The sequence below is a fragment of the Bradyrhizobium sp. STM 3566 genome, from assembly GCF_045571445.1.
In the GTDB taxonomy this organism is placed as follows: domain Bacteria; phylum Pseudomonadota; class Alphaproteobacteria; order Rhizobiales; family Xanthobacteraceae; genus Bradyrhizobium; species Bradyrhizobium vignae.
Genome location: NZ_CP120692.1, coordinates 1384009 through 1402480, shown reverse-complemented (window position 1 = coordinate 1402480; position 18472 = coordinate 1384009). Strand labels below are relative to the sequence as shown.

16 protein-coding genes are annotated in these 18472 nt (G+C 65.6%); 6 read left to right on the top strand and 10 right to left on the bottom strand.

The features are described 5' to 3' along the window. The first annotated feature begins 208 nt into the window (after positions 1 to 208). Both flhA and P6U27_RS06700 read left to right on the top strand, forming a co-directional pair. Positions 209 to 2350, top strand: coding sequence for a flagellar biosynthesis protein FlhA (flhA, locus tag P6U27_RS06705; RefSeq protein WP_162500142.1), 2142 nt, complete (start codon positions 209 to 211; stop codon positions 2348 to 2350). A 294-nt stretch (positions 2351 to 2644) separates the two neighbouring features. Next, positions 2645 to 2845, top strand: coding sequence for a hypothetical protein (locus P6U27_RS06700; protein ID WP_122401188.1), 201 nt, complete (start codon positions 2645 to 2647; stop codon positions 2843 to 2845). 1138 nt (positions 2846 to 3983) lie between these two features. On the opposite strand, the gene P6U27_RS06695 is transcribed toward P6U27_RS06700, so the two are convergent. The 5 genes from P6U27_RS06695 to fliI form a co-directional block, all read right to left on the bottom strand. Further along, positions 3984 to 4943, bottom strand: coding sequence for an AraC family transcriptional regulator (locus tag P6U27_RS06695; RefSeq protein ID WP_407193748.1), 960 nt, complete (start codon positions 4941 to 4943; stop codon positions 3984 to 3986). A gap of 235 nt (positions 4944 to 5178) precedes the next feature. Next, positions 5179 to 6237 (bottom strand): anti-sigma factor domain-containing protein, encoded by a 1059-nt coding sequence (locus tag P6U27_RS06690; RefSeq protein ID WP_122401186.1) that lies wholly within the window; start codon positions 6235 to 6237, stop codon positions 5179 to 5181. Between the two features lie 182 nt (positions 6238 to 6419). Next, positions 6420 to 6965, bottom strand: coding sequence for a sigma-70 family RNA polymerase sigma factor (locus P6U27_RS06685; protein ID WP_122401185.1), 546 nt, complete (start codon positions 6963 to 6965; stop codon positions 6420 to 6422). Between the two features lie 312 nt (positions 6966 to 7277). Beyond that, on the bottom strand, positions 7278 to 7697 hold the full coding sequence (gene fliJ, locus P6U27_RS06680; protein WP_011084990.1) for a flagellar export protein FliJ: 420 nt from the start codon (positions 7695 to 7697) through the stop codon (positions 7278 to 7280). Between the two features lie 121 nt (positions 7698 to 7818). Then, entirely contained in the window at positions 7819 to 9144 is a 1326-nt protein-coding gene (gene fliI, locus P6U27_RS06675) for a flagellar protein export ATPase FliI (protein WP_122401184.1), read from the bottom strand. A gap of 416 nt (positions 9145 to 9560) precedes the next feature. Between fliI and ctrA the strand changes: the two genes are divergently transcribed. The 4 genes from ctrA (at position 9561) to P6U27_RS06655 (ending at position 12386) form a co-directional block, all read left to right on the top strand. Further along, positions 9561 to 10262 carry a response regulator transcription factor CtrA gene (ctrA, locus tag P6U27_RS06670; RefSeq protein WP_016848562.1) on the top strand — a complete coding sequence of 234 codons (702 nt, stop codon included), beginning with the start codon at positions 9561 to 9563 and terminating at the stop codon, positions 10260 to 10262. A gap of 164 nt (positions 10263 to 10426) precedes the next feature. Continuing rightward, positions 10427 to 10831 carry a DUF350 domain-containing protein gene (locus P6U27_RS06665; protein WP_122401183.1) on the top strand — a complete coding sequence of 135 codons (405 nt, stop codon included), beginning with the start codon at positions 10427 to 10429 and terminating at the stop codon, positions 10829 to 10831. A 1-nt stretch (position 10832) separates the two neighbouring features. Beyond that, positions 10833 to 11222: a hypothetical protein gene (locus tag P6U27_RS06660; RefSeq protein WP_122401182.1), complete on the top strand. Its 390-nt coding sequence runs from the start codon at positions 10833 to 10835 to the stop codon at positions 11220 to 11222. 3 nt (positions 11223 to 11225) lie between these two features. Next, positions 11226 to 12386 carry a glutathionylspermidine synthase family protein gene (locus P6U27_RS06655; RefSeq protein ID WP_122401181.1) on the top strand — a complete coding sequence of 387 codons (1161 nt, stop codon included), beginning with the start codon at positions 11226 to 11228 and terminating at the stop codon, positions 12384 to 12386. A 161-nt stretch (positions 12387 to 12547) separates the two neighbouring features. On the opposite strand, the gene P6U27_RS06650 is transcribed toward P6U27_RS06655, so the two are convergent. The 5 genes from P6U27_RS06650 to P6U27_RS06630 all read right to left on the bottom strand — a co-directional run bounded on the left by P6U27_RS06650 (position 12548) and on the right by P6U27_RS06630 (position 18431). Next, the gene (locus tag P6U27_RS06650) at positions 12548 to 13420 is read right to left on the bottom strand and encodes a protein-glutamate O-methyltransferase CheR (RefSeq protein WP_122401180.1); all 873 of its coding nucleotides are present in this window, start codon (positions 13418 to 13420) and stop codon (positions 12548 to 12550) included. Further along, a complete protein-coding gene (locus P6U27_RS06645; protein WP_122401179.1) occupies positions 13417 to 14613 on the bottom strand; it encodes a chemotaxis response regulator protein-glutamate methylesterase in 1197 nt (398 codons plus the stop codon). Before P6U27_RS06645 ends, P6U27_RS06650 begins: the two co-directional genes overlap by 4 nt. 75 nt (positions 14614 to 14688) lie before the next feature. Beyond that, the gene (locus P6U27_RS06640) at positions 14689 to 15054 is read right to left on the bottom strand and encodes a PleD family two-component system response regulator (protein ID WP_007600538.1); all 366 of its coding nucleotides are present in this window, start codon (positions 15052 to 15054) and stop codon (positions 14689 to 14691) included. A 71-nt stretch (positions 15055 to 15125) separates the two neighbouring features. Continuing rightward, positions 15126 to 15596, bottom strand: coding sequence for a chemotaxis protein CheW (locus P6U27_RS06635; protein WP_122401178.1), 471 nt, complete (start codon positions 15594 to 15596; stop codon positions 15126 to 15128). A gap of 24 nt (positions 15597 to 15620) precedes the next feature. Further along, a complete protein-coding gene (locus P6U27_RS06630) occupies positions 15621 to 18431 on the bottom strand; it encodes a hybrid sensor histidine kinase/response regulator (RefSeq protein WP_122400448.1) in 2811 nt (936 codons plus the stop codon). Between the last annotated feature and the right edge of the window lie 41 nt (positions 18432 to 18472).

Below are 18472 nucleotides of genomic sequence, written 5' to 3'. Positions count from 1 at the left end.
CCCGCACCACCCACCCCTCCGTTAACCCTTTGCTAACCATACACCGGGCAAAAATTGCCGGGTGAAGTCGAGTGTCGTCGGCCGCGTTTAGAACGGGAGAGCCCCCGTGGACGCCAGTGCGGTGCCTCACTTTCGGAACGGCGGCCCATCGGCCGCTGCGCAGACGTTTGGGGCGCGCGGACGGCAGTCGCGCGGGGAGGCAGCTACCATGGTCGACGTCACCGCGGGACAGGGCGTAGGCAGCGCCAAGCCCGGCATCCCCTCCCTCAACGAGATCGCGAGCATCCTCAAGCGCGGCGACATCGCGCTGGCACTCGGCATCCTCACCATCCTGGTGGTGCTGATCCTGCCCCTGCCCGCCATCGTGCTGGACCTGTTCCTGGCGATCTCGATCACGCTGTCGATCCTGATCCTGATGACCTCGCTGTTCATCCAGGCGCCGCTCGAATTCTCCGCCTTCCCGACCATCCTCCTGATCTCGACCATGCTGCGCCTGTCGCTCAACATGGCTTCGACCCGCCTGATCCTGTCGCACGGGCACGAAGGGACGGCGGCCGCCGGTCACGTCATCGAGGCCTTCGGCAGCTTCGTGATGGGCGGCAATTTCGTCATCGGCATCATCGTCTTCGCCATCCTGATCATCGTCAACTTCGTCGTCATCACCAAGGGTTCGGGCCGCATCGCCGAGGTCGCCGCGCGCTTCCACCTCGACGCCATGCCCGGCAAGCAGATGGCGATCGACGCCGACCTCTCCGCCGGCCTGATCGACGAGAAGGTCGCCAAGCAGCGGCGCAAGGAGCTGGAGGACGAAAGCGGCTTCTTCGGCGCCATGGACGGTGCCTCCAAGTTCGTCCGGGGCGACGCCATCGCCGGCCTCTTGATCGTCTTCATCAACGTCGTCGGCGGCATGATCATCGGCGTCGCGCAGCAGGGCATGTCCTTCGCCGACGCCGGCCGCAGCTACACGCTGCTGACGGTCGGTGACGGCCTCGTCACCCAGGTGCCGGCGCTGATCGTCTCGACCGCGGCCGGCCTGCTCGTCTCCAAGGCCGGCGTCTCAGGCGCCGCCGACAAGGCGCTGATGAAGCAGTTTTCCGGCTATCCGCAGGCGCTGGCGATGTCCTCGGCGGTGATGCTGGTGCTGGCGGCGCTGCCGGGCATTCCGACCATCCCCTTCCTGGCGCTCGGCGCCGGCGCCGGTGCGCTGGCCTGGCATGCCCGCAACCACAAGAAGACCGCCGTCAAGGCCGAGGAAGCCGCCAAGGCGGCACCCGCGCCGGGCACGCCGGGTGCGCCCGGTGCTGCCGCGACTGAAGAGCCGATCTCGGCCGCGCTCAAGATCGACGACCTCAAGATCGAGCTCGGCTATGCGCTGCTGCCGCTGGTCAATGGCCCCGACGGCACCGACCGCCTCACCGAGCAGATCAAGGCGCTGCGCCGCTCGCTCGCGATCGAGATGGGTTTCGTGATGCCGGCGGTGCGCATCCTCGACAACGTCCAGCTCGAGGCCAACACCTACATCATCAAGATCAAGGAGGTCGACGCCGGCACCGGCAAGATCTGGCCGAACCAGTTCATGGTGATGGACCCCGGCGGCAGCCAGGTGCAGGTGCCCGGCATCCACACCACCGAGCCGACCTTCGGCCTGCCCGCGACCTGGGTCGACGCCAGCCTCAAGGAGGAGGCCTCGCTCAAGGGCTACACCGTCGTCGACGCCGCGACCGTGCTCTCGACCCATCTCACCGAGCTGCTCAAGGCCAACATGTCGGACCTGTTGTCCTATGGCGAGGTGCAGAAGCTGCTCAAGGAGCTGCCGAAGGAGCAGAGCGAGCTGGTCAAGGACATCGTTCCGGGCCAGGTCACGGTCTCCGGCATCCAGCGCGTGCTGCAGCTGCTGCTCGCCGAGCGCATCTCAATCCGCGACCTCTCCACCATCCTCGAAGGCATTGCGGATTCGCTCGCCTTCTCGCGCAATCCGGCGACCATGGTCGAGCACGTCCGCGCGCGCCTCGCGCGCCAGATCTGCGCGCAAAACACCTCCTATGCCGGCTATCTGCCGTTGATCGCGCTGTCGGCGAAATGGGAGCAGGCCTTCGCCGAGTCGATCATCGGCCAGGGCGAGGAGCGCAGCCTCGCAATGCAGCCCTCGAAACTGTCGGAGTTCATGACCGCCGTGCGCGAGGCCTTCGAGCGCGCCGCGCGCGAAGGCGAGGCGCCGGTGCTGGTCACCTCCGCGGCCATTCGTCCGTTCGTGCGGTCCCTGGTGGAACGGTTCCGGGCCCAGACCACCGTGCTGTCGCAGGCTGAAATCCACCCCAGGGCGAGGTTGAAAACGGTCGGAAGCATCTGATTTGCCTTAAGAAGCCGTGTGTTTTTCAGCCACAGGCAAATGTTTTTTGAGTTCCTGGCGCCTTGTCGACCACCAAGCCAGAAAGCGCCAGGCAGGCCCATTACATCTTTGAAATAATTATAGAAAAGCACGACAAAGGGGCCGCTTTTGATCGCGATCTTTCACGTCATGTCACGGTCTTGTGATCGCCCCTTGGGAACGAATCCGCCGATATTAGGTTGTTGAGCACCGGAAGCATGAACCTGCCCGAATGGGCGGGCGACTACTTCGGGTAGATGGCGGCAGGAGGCTTCCATGAACCACTCGATCTACAGCGCTGATCGCGCGACCCATTGGAAGATTGTGGTCGTCGCGCTCGTCGCAGGGATCGCGGTGGCGGGCTTCGGCATGACGGCGCGCTCTGGCTCGGATGAAGGCCTGACCCAGACCGCCCGCGTGGTCAAGGCCGGCAAGCCGGTCGTTGTCACCAGTTCGAACGCCTCTCTCGTTCGCTGAGGAGATTTGACGAGTTTTGTGAATTCACGCGGCTCTTTACCAGCCCCCCAAAGTCGCCACGTGGATATGTAGACGACCCCAACCCCAAGTCGACTACGGAAAGCGCCCGCCCCCCACGGGCGCTTTCTCATGTCTGGGGTATGTCGCGCGGTTGCGCAGGGACGGGTCAGATCTTCAATGCGAGCATTCTCTCCGCCCGTGTCCCGGACGCGCTGCAACGCTCTTCAGCACGTTCACGCGCGTCTTCGACGCGCTATGGCGTTGCTGCGCAGAGCCGGGGACCCAGCAGCTCCACGGCATCCCGACACATGGACCCCGGCTCTGCTTCGCATCGTCGAAGGAACGCTACGCTGCGTCCGGGGCACGAGGGCAGAGTGATGGCGCGTGGGAGGTGACACAGTCGCTTCATCATTGGCATTCATCGCAGACACACCCTCGCATTCTCGCGACTGATCTCGCCCGAGCTTTGCTTCGTCGCCTTGCCCTCGTGGGAAAGAGGGCGCAGGGAAGACCGGGAGCCCGCTGGCACCCGCGGTCCACTGTGCGAATTCTGCGTAACAAGAAGCTGCACAGCGGCATACAGGTGAAGCCAGGACATCCCGGCCTTCCCTGCGCAGTGGTTTGACGGCTTATGTCGTGATCTCCTCGGGGAGCGATGCACTATTGCCCCCGTCGCCTTGCGGATGACTGATGTGCATGCCCGGTCGGGCAATACACACCACCACAACGCTTGGCGCACAGACCCCGGGCGCCAGGACCACACGATTTTGCCGTACGCCAGTCACACCGGTCGTATGCGCGACGCACTCGCTCACGGTTACCCGCCCTGCGAAGCTCTTCGCGCCGATGTGACCCACGTCCACCGCCGCCCGGCCCGCGTGTCGTGACGATCGCGATACGCCCCTCTTCCTCGGGCCGGAGTGCCGCGACACCTACGCGATTTCCGAATTTCGGTAAAGCGGAATATTTTCGACTGCGCCCGTTGACCGACAGTTGGGGTGTTTTGCCCGTCGGCAACACAAGGTCTCGTAGCCCGGATCGAGCAAAGCGTATCCGGGATCGCATCCGCGGACAAAGCGGTCCCGGATTGCGCTAACGCTCCATCCAGGCTCCGTGCTACGCGCCTACAAGCCGCGGCTCACGCCTCGCGCAGCTCCGACGGCGTCGCGCCGAAGCGCTTGCGGAAGGCGCGGTTGAAATAGGACAGGTCGGCGAAGCCCGAGGAATGCGCAATGTCGCTGATCTTGCGCGCCCTGGCGCGGGGATCAGCGAGCAGCTTGCGCGCGTGGAGCAGGCGCTGCTCCAGCACGAATTCGGTGAAGGTCGTGCCGGCCTGCTCGAACAGGCGCTGGGCCTGGCGCGGGCTGAGCCCCGAGCGCGTCGCGACTTCGGACAGGCAGAGATCGTTGCGGCCGAGTGCGGCCATCACATCGGCGCGCATGAGATCGAAGCGAGCCGCCGCCTGGCCCCGGCCGCGTGCGCGGTTTGCATTCTCCGCATCCGTGCCGAGCAAGAGCCCGACGAGATCGACCATATGCTGCGCGGTCAGGCGCTGGCCGACCGCATCGAGATGCGGCGCATGATTGGCGGCGAGCTCATGGTAGCGGAAGATGGTATCGGCGACCGCGCCATCCGAGAGCACCTGCGAGAGCTTGTCCTCGGCGCGCGGACTGATGTCGAGCAGCGCACGGCGCGGCATGCGAATGGTGGTGAAGCGGTCTGCCTCGGTGTGGCCGACGGTCCCGGTCACGCTCATGTCGACCAGCACCATCTGGGCGGGCGCGAGCTCGACGCTGTGGCCGTTCTGCCCGACGCGGACGAGCCCCGCATGGGCCGCGATCAGGACGAGATCGTCACTGCCGTCGGCAAGGTGGCTCTGCGTGCGGGAATATTGCGCGGAGGCACCTTCCGGAATGGCGAGCGCGATGTTGTCGACGACGCTGATCTGCAGCCGGCAATCGATGTTGTCGCCATGGCTCGGCCCGATATCGAGGCCGCAGGGACCGACGGCCCGCTCGCGCCAATGTTCGAAGGCGGCGCCGTGCGGCAGGCCTGCATATTGGTGAAGGAAGATGCTCGGCGTTCTCGCTGCATCCATTTGATTTTCTCGCCCTTTCCAGCATCGCGGACTTCAAATTCCGGGGATTTGACGCGGCGAATTGCGGGGAGGTTCAAAGCGGGGATGGATTCACGGACACTTAATCGGGATGCGACGGCGGGATGGACCGTGGCGGCAGTGGCGCGGCCTTGTAGCCCGCACGGAGCAAAGCGGAATGCGGGAACAGTGGTCCCGGATTTCGCTTTTCGCTCCATCCGGGCTGCGGCACACGCACCTATTTCTTCGCAGGCGCCTGCGGCTGGGACGGCGGCACGGCCTCGATCAGCTTGCCGGAAAACACCGGCGCCGAGGTCGGCTGGCCGCTCGGCGAACCGCCGGCCTGCTCGACCGTGACGGCGTAGGTCGCGCCTTGGACGACCTCGGCATCATAGGAGGCGAGCAGCGGACGCGCGGTGAAATCGCTCGCGCCGATGACGCCGAGCGAGCGCGGGCGCGGCAGCTTGTCCGAGATCAGCCAGAGCTCGAAGCTCTTGCCGGGCTCCGGCGTCGCGCCGACCTTGCGCACCGTGAAATTCCGCGTCGCACCGTCGATGGTGAGGATGAAGGCGGGGCCGCCGCCCTGGCCCTGCAGCAGCGCGACATATTGTGCGGAGGCGGCGAGCGGCGCGGCCGGCGTCTTCACCTCGACCGTCTGGATGCGCGGCGCGGGACGCAAAGCACCCGGCAGCGCGTCGGGCTGGAAGATCTGGAGCGACAGCGTCACGAGCAGCGCGGCTGCGAGCGCGGCGGCGGCCGATGCAATGGAGCGCCAGCGCTTCACGCGGCCCTCGAGGCGAACCACATTGCTGTCGCCGACGACCGGCGGCTGCGGCGCACGAACGACGTTGATATCCGGCGCATGGACTTGCGGGATGAATTGCGGTGCGACGTCAGGGAGGGCGTCCGGCTCGGGACGCGACGTCTCAGCTGGCCCGGCCTCGGGATGCTGCACCTCCACCGACTGCGAGCTTTCGGTCGGCGCCTCCGCGGTCTGCAGCGAGGATGACTCCGGCACGGACGGTGGTGGCGGCGAAGCCTCGGCCAGCGCGGGCGGCTCCTGTGCGGCGGCCGTGCGCGCGATCTCGGACCTGATGTTCTCCCACACGATCGGACGCGGCTCGACGGAGCCGACCATCTGGTTGAGCACGCCGAGACGATGGGCCCAGCCCTGCACGATGGCGGCGAACGCCTCGTCGACCGCCATCATGGTCTCGACCTGCGCGCGCTCATCGGCGTCGAGCGTCCCGAGCGCGTATTCCGCGGCGAGCGCGATATGGTCCTCCGTGTAGGCCATCACATTCCTTCACCTCTCCCGAAGGGAGAGGTCGGAGCGCATCGCAAGATGCGGCCCGGGTGAGGGGTTACGGTCCCCCAGGAGATCCGCGGCCCCTCGCCCGGCGCTACGCGCCGACCTCTCCCCGACGGGGGGAGGTCAACTGCCGTTGCCGCTCTGGTTCGTGCCACTCTCGTCATCCTCTAGAGCCCGAGGCACTCCCGGATATCCAACATGCTGCGCCGGAGCCACGTCTTCACCGTGTTGACGGGCGCCGAAAATTTCTCCGCCAATTGCTCGCGGCTCCAGCCGTTGTAATAGGCGAGCAGCACGAGCCTCTGACGGTCCGGCTCGAGCCGGCCGATACATTCCAGGAGCCGCTTCAGCTCCTCGGTCATCTCGCGGCGCGCCAGCGGATCGGCAGTCTCGGCCGCAACCTCCATCGCCTGAGGCTCTTCCTCGATGGAGGCTTCCGATTTCTTGCGCACGATGTCGATCGCACGATTGCGCGCGATCGAGGCCATCCACGTGATCGGCGACGACAGCGCCGCATTGAACTGGCCGGCGCTGTTCCAGATCTTGACGTAGGTCTCCTGAATGACCTCCTCTGCGAGATCCTGCCGACGCAAGATACGGAGCACGACGCCATAGAGTTTCGCGCGCGTGGCGGCGTACAGGCGCTCGAATGCGGCCTGATCGCCCTTCGCCACCGCCTCAATCAACCCGACCAGCTCTGCTGGCGTCAGCATTGAGCCCCCTGAAACGCGACCCGTCGCTTCACCTCTCCCCGTCGGGGAGAGGTCGATTTGCGCAGCAAATCGGGTGAGGGGGCGCAGGGCTAACGGCAGACCGTAACCCCTCACCCGGCGCTCCGCGCCGACCTCTCCCGAGGGAGAGGTGGGCACCGCCGTCGCTGGCACAGCATTCACTCTCGCCAGCATAGCGCGCGGCCAAGCCGACCACCAAGGGGCGCGGCGCTACACTGTGGACAGCAGATACGAAAACCCGGACCTTGCGGGTCCGGGTTTGGCAAATTCCTGGATGGTTTGGTTGCTGGCGCGTCAGGCGACGGCGCCGATGCGCGCGCGCATCAGGCCGATGCTGTCGAGGTCGGCCTGCTCACGGGCGTTTTCCTCGGCGCGCTCGCGGGCCTGGTCGCGCTCGTCGAGGAGCTCGACTTTCTTCAGCTCCTCGAAGGCCTCGGCCAGCGCGGCCTTGGCTTCATCGAGCTGACCCTTGAGCTCGTCGGCCGAGCGGGTCAGATTCTCGCGGCGCTGGATCGCGGCCTTGGCGTAGGTCGGATAGGCGAAGTGCGAGGGATCGTTGATCCCGGCACGCTCCTGCTCGGTCTGGATCTCGCGCTCGAGATCGACCGACATCCGCTGGAAATCGGCGATCATGGTCTCGATCTGGGTGACCCGGCGGCGCTTCTCGTCGACCTGAAATTTCTTCAGGCGGATAAGCGTATCTCGTGACTTCATCGACTCGTACTCCCCAGAAGTCCCCCCGCTGCACGTGGGACGGCACCGGTCACCCCATAGGCCCGATCGAGGCCAAGACCGGCTCTGCTACTCTGTGGGATCGGATGATGACCTGACAAAGTTAGCGTTCCGTTTCCAAATTGCCCAGGATTTGGGCCAATTGGCGGTAGCCGTCCGCGAGTGATGCATTTTCGTCCTTGCGCTGGCGCAGGAAGGCCTCGAGCGGCTCGTGCAGGCGGATCGCCTCGTCGACCTCGGGGCTGGAGCCGGCCCGGTAGGCGCCGAGACGGATCAATTCCTCCATGTCGGCATAGGTCGCCATCACCTGGCGCGCCCGCTGGATGACAGGCCAGAACTGCGGATCGGCCGATTTCGGCATCGTGCGGGAGACGGATTTGAGGATGTTGATCGCAGGGTAGCGGCCACGCTCGGCGATCGACCGCTGCATCACGATGTGACCGTCGAGGATGCCGCGGACGGCATCGGCGATCGGCTCATTATGGTCGTCGCCATCGACCAGCACCGTGAAGATCGCGGTGATGGCGCCCTCGCCCAAGCCCGGCCCGGCACGCTCCAACAGCTTCGGCAACTCCGTGAAGACGGTCGGCGTGTAGCCCTTGGCGGTCGGCGGCTCGCCGGCGGACAGGCCGATCTCGCGCTGGGCCATGGCAAAGCGCGTCACCGAGTCCATCAGGCAGAGCACGTCCTTGTCCTCGTCGCGAAAATACTCGGCGACCGCGAGCGTGAGATACGCCGCCTGGCGGCGCATCAGCGCGGGCTCGTCGGAGGTCGCGACCACCACGACCGAACGCGCCAGGCCCTCCTCGCCGAGATCGTCCTGCAGGAATTCCTGCACCTCGCGGCCGCGTTCGCCGATCAGCCCGATGACACTGACGGCGGCATCGACGTTGCGCGCCAGCATCGACAGCAGCACCGATTTGCCGACGCCGGAGCCTGCGAAGATGCCCATGCGCTGGCCACGGCAGCACGTGAGGAACGTGTTCATCGCGCGCACGCCGAGATCGAGCGGGCTGCCTACTCGCTTGCGCGAATGTGCGGGCGGCGGCGTATTGCGGAACGGCATCGGCGAAGAGCCCTGCGGCAACGGGCCCTTGCCGTCGATCGGCTCGCCCAGCGCGTTGACGACCCGGCCGAGCCAGGCTGCGGACGGCCGCACCTGATTGGCGGCATTGGCAATGACCGCCTTGCAGCCGCGGCGCACGCCTTCGAGGCCGGCGAACGGCATCACGACAGCATTGTTACCGGAGAAGCCGATCACTTCGCAGGGAATGGTGCGGTTGGCGCCGGTCTCGATCACCAGCCGCGCGCCGACCGACATCGCGTGGATCGGACCGGCCACCTCGACCATCAGCCCGCGCACGCCGACCACGCGGCCATAGATGTTGATGCCGTCGATGTCGCCGATCTGTTCGGCAAGAGCCTTCATCGGTGAGCCTTCATCAAGGGGCGCGCCCAGGTCATCCGGGACCTCACGGTGAAACTCTTAAGTTTCGCCATATTTCTGAACGGCGCTTAACTTCGTGTTTACCCGCATCATTAATCATTGCGTCACTGTCTTTGTGACTGAGCGTGACTCCCCTTCAGAAGAAGGCTGAGTCGCGGGAGTCGGTTAGGTCCGTCTCTTAAAGTGGAGCTTGAACGGGATCGGGTAACGAAAGCTGCTTCGCGCGCAAGACCTTAGGGCGATTCGACAAAAATTGCACCGTGGGGACTTGCGTTCCAGAATCAGAGTTTGTTAACCATCTGTCGTCAGGATCCGAATCAGTTGTTCAAAGGCGTTTTGTTGAGTGCCGCGAATGCGGCCGACCTGACGCCCAGGAGCGGCGACTATGGGGAACTGGCATGCGCGTTTTGCTGATTGAAGATGACAGCGCCGTCGCGCAGTCGATCGAGCTGATGCTGAAGTCGGAGAGCTTCAACGTCTACACGACCGACCTGGGGGAAGAAGGCGTCGATCTCGGTAAACTGTACGATTACGACATTATTCTCCTCGACCTCAACCTGCCCGACATGTCCGGCTACGACGTGCTCAAGCAGCTCCGGGTCTCCAAGATCAAGACACCCATCCTGATCCTCTCCGGCCTCGCCGGCATCGAGGACAAGGTCAAGGGTCTCGGCGTCGGCGCCGACGACTACATGACCAAGCCCTTCCACAAGGACGAGCTGGTGGCCCGCATCCATGCGATCGTGCGCCGCTCGAAGGGCCACGCCCAGTCTGTCATCCAGACCGGCGACCTCGTCGTCAACCTCGACACCAAGACGGTGGAAGTCGGCGGCCAGCGCGTGCATCTGACGGGCAAGGAATATCAGATGCTGGAGCTGCTTTCGCTCCGCAAGGGCACGACCCTCACCAAGGAAATGTTCCTCAACCATCTCTATGGCGGCATGGACGAGCCGGAGCTGAAGATCATCGACGTCTTCATCTGCAAGCTCCGCAAGAAGCTCGCCAACGCCTCCGAGGGCCGCAATTTCATCGAGACCGTGTGGGGCCGCGGCTACGTGCTGCGCGAGCCGCACGAGGCCGACGAGCGCATCCCCGCCTGATCTTCCGGGTTACGTCGCGAGCCCGAAAGGGCTCGCTCCTCCCAGCCTGGCCCCCGCCGCAAATGGCGGGGTTTTCGTTTTTGGGGGGCAGCTTCATCCGAAGCTTAACGTTTGAACCGCTAGCCTTCCCCTGCCGACGAATGGTCGCTGCACGATGGGGAACGATGCTCCTGCAATCACTCGCCGGCCTGCCCGCCTTCCTGGTCTATTTCTGCACCGGGCTGATCGCGATCGTGGCCTATCTGTTCGTCTACACCCGCATCACGGCCCATGACGAATTCCAGCTCATCCGGGATAACGAGCCGGCCGCAGCGATCGCGCTCGGGCTCAGCCTGCTCGGCTTCGCGGCGCCGCTGGTCAGCGCCATCGCGCATTCGGCCAATGTGCTGGACTGCCTGATCTGGGCGACCATCGCACTGGTGGTGCAGGTCATCGTGTTCTTCCTCGTCAAGGTCCCGGTCCCCAATCTGTCGGCGCGGATCTCCGCCGGCGAGCTTGCCCCGGCGATCTGGCTCGGCCTGTCCTCGCTCGCCGCGGGCCTCCTCAACGCCGCCAGCATGATCTACTGAGATGGCCGACAAGCCCTCCAAGAAGGAATTCGGCAAGCGCCGGCCAGTGGTTGAACCACCGCCTGCGCAGCCACCGGTGAAGCGCTCCGGCCATGTCGCGCTGCTGGTGATGGGCACGATCGCGGTCGGCACCACCGCCTACACGCTGATGCCGCGGCAGACCTGCGAGCCCTCTCCCGGGGCCGTACCGGGGCAGACGACCACGACCTGCAGCAGCAGCGGCAGCAGTTCGTCAGGCGGCAGCAGCCCGCATTGGTCGTCGCGATCGAGCGTCTTCAGCAGCGATTCCTCGAGCCATTCCTCGTCGGGAACATCTTCCGACTCGGGCTCTCATAGCGTGAGCCGCGGTGGCTTCGGCTCGTTCGGCCACGGCTTCTCGGGCGGCGGATGACCCATGCAGCGCATCACCTGTCTCGAGCGCGACGACTGGCGAGAGACCGCAGCGAAATGCGGCTTCGTCTTCCACACCATCGACGGCGAGCGCTATTGGGACGAGCGCGCCTATTACGGCTTCACGCTGGACGAGATCGAGCGTGACATCGAGACGCCGACCGGCGAGATCGACGCGATGTGCCTGGAGCTTGCCGGCCGCATCATCGGCGACGAGCACTCCTTGCGGCGCTTGAAGATTCCGGAAGCGTTCTGGGGCCTGATCGCCGAGAGCTGGAAGCGCGACGACCGCAGCCTCTATGGCCGGCTCGATTTGAAGTTCGACGGCAAATCGCCGGCAAAGTTGCTCGAATACAACGCGGACACGCCGACCTCGATCTTCGAGGCCGCCGTGTTTCAATGGACCTGGCTCGAGCAGGCGATCGAACGCCGCATGATCCCGTCGCGTGCCGATCAGTTCAACTCGATCCATGAGCGGCTGATCGCGACGTGGAAGGAGATCGCTAGCGGCCGCCACGTCCATCTCACCGGCATCACCGGCAACGAGGAAGACGCCGGCACGCTCGCTTATCTCGAAGACACCGCACGCCAGGCCGGGCTCTCGACCAGGCTGCTCGACATCGAGCAGGTCGGCTGGCACGACGAGCCTGGTGGCTTCGTCGATCTCGACGATGGCGACATCGCACTCGCCTTCAAGCTCTATCCCTGGGAGTGGATGTTCCGAGACGCATTCGGCGCAAAGCTCAAGGGTGCTCCGACGCGCTGGATCGAGCCGCCATGGAAGGCGGTGCTCTCGAACAAGGGCATTCTGCCGCTGCTCTGGGAGATGTTTCCGAACCATCCCAACCTGCTGCCGGCCTTCTTCGAGGACGACCCGCGCGCTGCCGAGCTCGGCAGCTCCTATGTGCGCAAGCCGCTGCTCTCGCGCGAGGGCGCCAACGTCACGATTGTGTCCGGCGGAATGCCGCTCGATGAACAGAATGGCCCCTATGGCGCCGAAGGTTTCGTGCGCCAGGCGCTGTCCCCGCTGCCGAATTTCTCAGGCTTCTATCCCGTGGTGGGAAGCTGGCTGGTGAATCACGAACCCTGCGGCCTGTCGATCCGCGAAGACGAGAGCCCGATCACCGGCAACCGCTCGCGGTTTCTGCCGCATGCGATTCTGTGAGGGCCCCTCATTCCGGGGCGCGACGTCGTCGCGAACCCGGAATCCATAGCCACAGGCAGATCGAACGGCCCCACGTCCAACGGCCTGCCCATCTCGGAGGCCTGTGGTTATGGATTCCGGGCTCCTCGCTTAGGCGCGGCCCCGGAATGACGAGAAGCTGTTCACCGCGCCGCAGCGACCTTCAGCGGCTGCGGCATCAATACGCCCATCGCCCGGCCGGAGCGCGCGGGGTTAAGCTGGTAGAGACCGCGACGGTCGGAGATCGGGCGGAACGCATCCGTGATGCCGACGACGGATTCGGCGGCCCCAAGCAGCAGCGTGCCGTCGGCTTCCATCGCTTTCGCCAGGCGCTCGAAGATCACGGCCTTTGTATCCTGATCGAAATAGATCAGCACGTTGCGGCAGAAGATCACGTCGAACGTGCCGAGATGGGAGAAGTCCTGCAGCAGGTTGAGCTGACGAAACTGCACCATGGCGCGAATGTCGGGGTTGAGCTGCCAGAGCTCGCCGGTTTGCGTGAAGTATTTCACCAGAAGCTGGATCGGCAGGCCGCGCTGCACCTCGAACTGGCTGTAGACGCCGGCCTTGGATTTCTCCAGCACCTCCTGCGACAGGTCGGTGGCGACGATCTCGATACGCCAGCCGGCGAGAGCAGCTCCCATCTCCTTCACGCACATCGCGATCGAATAGGGCTCCTGCCCGGTCGAGGAGGCCGCCGACCAGATGCGAAGCGACTTGCGCGCCGCGCGCGCCTGGATGAGGCCCGGCAGGATGGTGTCGCGCAGGTTATCGAACGGAATCTTGTCGCGGTAGAAGAACGTCTCGTTGGTGGTCATCGCTTCGACCACATCGGTCGCAAGCCGGCCGTCGCCGTTCCTGATCTTCAGGACGAGATCGGGAATGCCTGATAGGCTTGCCTTGCGGGCGAGCGGCAGCAGTCGGCTCTCGACCAGATATTGCTTGTCGGCGGAGAGATCGAGACCGGAGCGTTCCTTCAGGAACTTGCGCAGATAATCGTAATCCAAGGGCGTCACGAGCGGTCTCCCGCGAACAGGCGGTTGACCTTGGCGCCGATCTGGTTGAGCGGCAGGATCGCCGCGCAGATGCCGGCATTGGCCGCTGCGCCCGGCATGCCCCAGACCACGCTGGAGGCTTCGTCCTGCGCGATCACGCTGCCGCCGGCCGCGACGATGTCCTTGCCGCCACGCATGCCGTCCGAGCCCATGCCCGTCAGGATCACGGAGAGGATGCTGCCGTGCCAGACGTCGATGGCGGAGGTGAAGAGCGGATCGACCGCGGGCTTGCAGAAATTGACGGCGGGGCCGTCGTCGAGCCCGATCACGACATCCGCGCCGCTGCGCGCCACACGCATGTGCTTGCCGCCGGGCGCAAGATAGATCCGTCCCGGCTTCACCGGCTCGCGGTCGACCGCCTCGGCTGCCGGCCGGCGGCTCGAACGCGCCAGATGCTCGGCAAGGATGGTGGTGAAGGTCGGTGGCATGTGCTGGGTGATCAGCACCGGGAAGCGGTCGATCACGGGGCCAAGCTCGGTGACAAGCGACATCAGCGCCTGGGGACCGCCAGTCGAGGAGCCGATCAGCAGCACCTTGGGCGCCTGGGCCGAGAACGGACGCGTCGACGGCGATCCTGACGAGGGCGCGTGCACGGCCGGAGCGGGCGCAGGCGCGACAGGCCGCGCAACCGGACCGCGCGCGGCCGGAGACGGGCTCGCGGGCGCCAGCGGCGGGCTCGCAACCGCGGGCCTGCGACGCAGCCGCGCACCGAGATGGCGGATCTTCTGGATCAGGTCGTGATGAAAAATGTCCGCGGCTGCCGCCTCGCGCGTCGACTCCGGTTTGGGGATGTAATCGGCCGCGCCGAGCGACAGCGCCTTGAAGCTGATCTCCGCGTTGCGGCGGGTCAGCGTCGAGGCCATGATGATGACGAGATCGCGCTGCTTTGCCAGCAGCCGCGGCAGCGCCGAGAGGCCATCGAGCTCGGGCATCTCGATGTCGAGCACGGCGACGTCGGGGTTGATGCGTTCCAGCTGGTTGACCGCCTCGAGCCCTGTGCGCAGCGAGGCCGCAACCTCCATGTCGTGCTCGGCGCCGATCCAACGCGAGATCAGACCGCGGATGACGACGGAGTCGTCGACGATCATCACCCGCAGCGGTCCGGCTTCGCGCGACGTGCCTGTAGTCGAATTACCTGCGAACGCAATACTCATTACTCACCAACTCAGACTGAAACGGTTCAGTTGAAAACAAGCGCCGGAGGATCCGTTCAGCCTCCGGACAATCGCTCAGATCAGGCCGACTTCCTGGAACTTCGCCGTCACGATGTCCTTGTCGAACGGCTTCATGATGTATTCGTTGGCGCCGGCGTGCAGCGCGCGCGCAATATGCGCGACGTCGTTCTCGGTGGTGCAGAACACGACCTTGGGCTGGTCCCCGCCGGGCATGCGGCGGAGATGGCCGAGGAACTCGTAGCCATCCATGACCGGCATGTTCCAGTCGAGCAGCACCGCATCGGGCAGGCCGCGCTTGCAGGCCTCCAGCGCCTTCTCACCGTCCTCGGCTTCGAGGATCTGGAAGTCGAGGCCTTCCAGGATCCGGCGCGCAACCTTGCGAATGACGCTGGAATCATCAACGACGAGACAAGTTCGCATGTGAACCTCTGCTTCCTCCCCTCTGCGGGGACACTTCCAATTGCAGGCCCGCCGGCGGCAGCGCCGCCGTATCAGGCCGCCATCATTTCGGGCGCAAGCTCGAGGACGCGATCGACGTCGAGGACGACCATGAGCTGGCCGTCGAGGCGGTGGACACCGCCGGCGAGCTTGGCCATGCGGGGGTCGAGGTTGACGGGGTTCTCCTCCTTGCCGTCCTCGGGCAGGCGCAGCACCTCGCCGATCTGGTCGATCAGGAGGCCGTAGGATTCGCCGCGCAGGTCGACGCCGACCGCCATCGCCGTCTTGCCGTCCTCAGGTCTGGGCAGGCCGAGACGGGCGCGCATGTCGACCACGGTGACGATGCGGCCGCGCAGGTTCAAGACGCCGGCGATCTCGCGCGAGGACAAGGGCACGCGGGTGACGCGCTCGGGCATGAACACGTCCTGGACGCGGGAGATCGGCAGCCCGAACAGCTGGCCGCCGATCATCGCGGTGACGTATTCGACCATGGTGCCTTCGCTGGCGTGGGTCTTGCTGCTCATAAGCGCGTCTCCTGATCCCGTTGGTTACGCCGCCGCCCGGCTCAGCTCGGAGGCGCCGGCGGCGCCCGCGGTCTGCTCCTTCAGCGCCGCGATCAGACCGGGACGGTCGAACTTGGCGACATAATCGTGGAAGCCGGCCTGGCGGCCGCGCTCGATCGCCGCCGGCGACACCAGCGCCGAGAGGCCGATGATCGGCGTCGCGGCGAGATTGTTGTCGGCGCGGATCACTTCGGCGAACTCGAACCCGTTCATGTCCGGCATCTCGATGTCGGTCAGGATCACGTCGAAGTTTTGCGCGCGCAGCGCGGCGAGGCCCTCCTGCGCGCCTCCCGCGGTGCGGACGCGGTAGCCGGCGGCCTTCAGCACCGGCGCCAGCATGTTGCGGAAGAACGCAGAGTCGTCGACCAGCAGCACCGACTGCGAGTGCATCGACGGCCGCATCTCCTTGCGGGTGAACCAGTCGGCGAACGCCATCGGCAGGAAGTGGCCGACGTCGATCACCTCGGTGGCCTGGCCCTTGATCACCGCCGAGCCGAGAATGCCCGAACCCGAACCGCCGACCTCGATGTTGAGCCGTTCCTCGACGATGTCGATGATCTCGTCGACGACGAGGCCCATGGAGCGGCCGTCATCGGCGAACACCAGGATCGGCTGGGCGCCCTGGCCGGCAATGGTGACGCCTTCCATGGCGACCAGCGGCATCAGCTGCTCGCGGTACTGCACCATGTAGCGGCCGTTACTGAACTCGATCTTGTCGGCCGGCAGCTCTTCCAGGCGCGTGACGAGGCCGAGCGGGACCGCCTTGGGCTGCGACGAGCCGGCGCGGAACACCAGCAGCGAGGTGGTCTGCTCGCCCGAGCCGATGTGATGGCCGGCCGCGTCATCCGCCATGTCGTGGGCCGAGGAGCCGGCGGCGCCGAGCGCCTTGGCAATGCCGTTGGGGTCGATGATCATGATCACCGCGCCATCGCCCAAGATGGTGTTGCCGGAGAACATGTCGATGTGACGCAGCTTGGTCGACATCGGCTTGACCACGATCTCTTCGGTGTGGAACACGCCGTCGACGACGATGCCGAAGGTCTGGCTGCCGACCTGCGTCACCACGATGAAGCCGTTCTCGGGATCGCTGGCGGCGCCGTCGTCGATCTTCAGGAGCTTCTTCAGGTGGATCAGCGGCAGCAGCTTGTTGCGCAGCCGCAGCACCGCGGTGTCCTTGATGCGCTCGATGCGGTGCTCGCTGTTGGCGCGGGCGCGGACCAGCTCGACCACCGAGAGCTGCGGAATGGCAAAGCGGTCGCCGGCGGCTTCCACGATCAGGGCCGAGACGATGGCGAGCGTCAGCGGGATCTTGATGGTGACCGAGCTGCCCTCGCCGGCCACGCTCTTGATGTCGATGGTGCCGCCGATCTGGTCGATGTTGGTGCGCACCACGTCCATGCCGACGCCGCGGCCCGAGACCGAGGTGATGGCGGCGGCGGTGGAGAAGCCCGGCGCGAAGATGAACTTGTGGATCTGGGCTTCGCTCATCTTCTCCAGCTCGGCCTCGGTGACGAGACCTGACGAGAGCGCCTTGGCCTTGATCTTCTCGGTGTTGAGGCCGCGGCCGTTGTCGGCGATGCAGATGATGATGTGGCCGCCCTCGTGATAGGCGGAGAGGCGAATGGTGCCCTGCTCGCCCTTGCCGCTGGCGAGGCGCTCGGCGGGGGTCTCCAGGCCATGATCGGCGGAGTTGCGCACCATGTGGGTGAGCGGGTCCTTGATCAGGTCGAGCACCTGGCGGTCGAGCTCGGTGTCGGCGCCGTGCATCTCCAATTCGATCTGCTTGCCGAGTTCGCTCGAGAGGTCGCGGACGATGCGCGGCAGCTTCTGCCAGGCATTGCCGATCGGCTGCATGCGCGTCTTCATGACGCCCTCCTGCAGCTCGGCGGTGACGTTGGAGAGGCGCTGCAAGGGCACCTTGAACTCGGTGTCCTCGTTGCGCCGCGAGATCTCCAGCAGCTGGTTGCGGGTCAAGACCAGCTCGGAGACCATGGTCATCAGATGCTCCAGCGTATCCACGTTGACGCGGATCGACTGGTTGGCGACGCGGTCGCCCTCGCTCGCCGTCTCGTCGGCCATCGACTTCTTCGGCGCCGGCTTGGCGGGTTTTGCCGCCTCCTTCGCGACCGGTGCTTCGGCGGCCGGCGCAGGCGCGGCCACAGCTTTGACAACAGGCACCGGCGCTTCGATCGCGGTCTCGCGGAAGGCGCGCTCGAGCTCGTCGAGCGAGACTTCGCCCGGACGCAACGGGCGCTCCAGGGTCTGCTCGACCAGCGAGCCCGTGGTCATCTGCTTGGCCGGCGCAGCAGCCGGGGCATCCGGCGCCAGCGGCGGAGCGTCAGCAACCGGAATGGTGCCGCTCGGCATCGGCTGCGCCGAGCCGGACGCGATCGGCGAGGCCGACGCCGACATCGCCGCCATGCCCTGCTCGACCATCGCTTCCAGCTTGTCGATGAGGTCGCGGTCGTTGCCCTCAGGCTCGGCTTCGGTCGCCTCGAGACCTGCCAAAATCTCCTTGATGCGGTCGATCGAGGACAGGATCACCGTCACCGCCTGCCCGGTCACCGGCATGCCGTCACGGAATTTGCCCATCAGGGTCTCGCCGGCATGCGCCAGCGCTTCCAGCCGCGGCAGGCCGAGGAAGCCGCAGGTGCCCTTGATGGTGTGGACCAGGCGGAAGATGTTATCCAGGATCTTGGCGTTGTTCGGCTCCTGCTCGAACTTCACCAGCTGGTTGTCCACGGTGTCCAGGCTCTCGCTGGTCTCCGTCAGAAACTCCCGCAACAGATCATCCATGAAAACAGGCCTTCATACAGGCGCGCACGAGGCGTGATGCG

What these genes read in the sequence shown, in the direction of transcription:
- P6U27_RS06700 (WP_122401188.1), top strand. Translation starts at nt 2,645, where the DNA reads ATGAACCACTCGATCTACAGCGCTGATCGCGCGACCCATTGGAAGATT.
- P6U27_RS06660 (WP_122401182.1), top strand. Translation starts at nt 10,833, where the DNA reads ATGGCCGACAAGCCCTCCAAGAAGGAATTCGGCAAGCGCCGGCCAGTG.
- P6U27_RS06635 (WP_122401178.1), bottom strand. Translation starts at nt 15,596, where the DNA reads ATGAGCAGCAAGACCCACGCCAGCGAAGGCACCATGGTCGAATACGTC.
- ctrA (WP_016848562.1), top strand. Translation starts at nt 9,561, where the DNA reads ATGCGCGTTTTGCTGATTGAAGATGACAGCGCCGTCGCGCAGTCGATC.
- fliI (WP_122401184.1), bottom strand. Translation starts at nt 9,144, where the DNA reads ATGAAGGCTCTTGCCGAACAGATCGGCGACATCGACGGCATCAACATC.
- fliJ (WP_011084990.1), bottom strand. Translation starts at nt 7,697, where the DNA reads ATGAAGTCACGAGATACGCTTATCCGCCTGAAGAAATTTCAGGTCGAC.
- P6U27_RS06640 (WP_007600538.1), bottom strand. Translation starts at nt 15,054, where the DNA reads ATGCGAACTTGTCTCGTCGTTGATGATTCCAGCGTCATTCGCAAGGTT.
- P6U27_RS06665 (WP_122401183.1), top strand. Translation starts at nt 10,427, where the DNA reads ATGCTCCTGCAATCACTCGCCGGCCTGCCCGCCTTCCTGGTCTATTTC.
- P6U27_RS06630 (WP_122400448.1), bottom strand. Translation starts at nt 18,431, where the DNA reads ATGGATGATCTGTTGCGGGAGTTTCTGACGGAGACCAGCGAGAGCCTG.
- flhA (WP_162500142.1), top strand. Translation starts at nt 209, where the DNA reads ATGGTCGACGTCACCGCGGGACAGGGCGTAGGCAGCGCCAAGCCCGGC.
- P6U27_RS06690 (WP_122401186.1), bottom strand. Translation starts at nt 6,237, where the DNA reads ATGGCCTACACGGAGGACCATATCGCGCTCGCCGCGGAATACGCGCTC.
- P6U27_RS06655 (WP_122401181.1), top strand. Translation starts at nt 11,226, where the DNA reads ATGCAGCGCATCACCTGTCTCGAGCGCGACGACTGGCGAGAGACCGCA.
- P6U27_RS06695 (WP_407193748.1), bottom strand. Translation starts at nt 4,943, where the DNA reads ATGGATGCAGCGAGAACGCCGAGCATCTTCCTTCACCAATATGCAGGC.
- P6U27_RS06645 (WP_122401179.1), bottom strand. Translation starts at nt 14,613, where the DNA reads ATGAGTATTGCGTTCGCAGGTAATTCGACTACAGGCACGTCGCGCGAA.
- P6U27_RS06685 (WP_122401185.1), bottom strand. Translation starts at nt 6,965, where the DNA reads ATGCTGACGCCAGCAGAGCTGGTCGGGTTGATTGAGGCGGTGGCGAAG.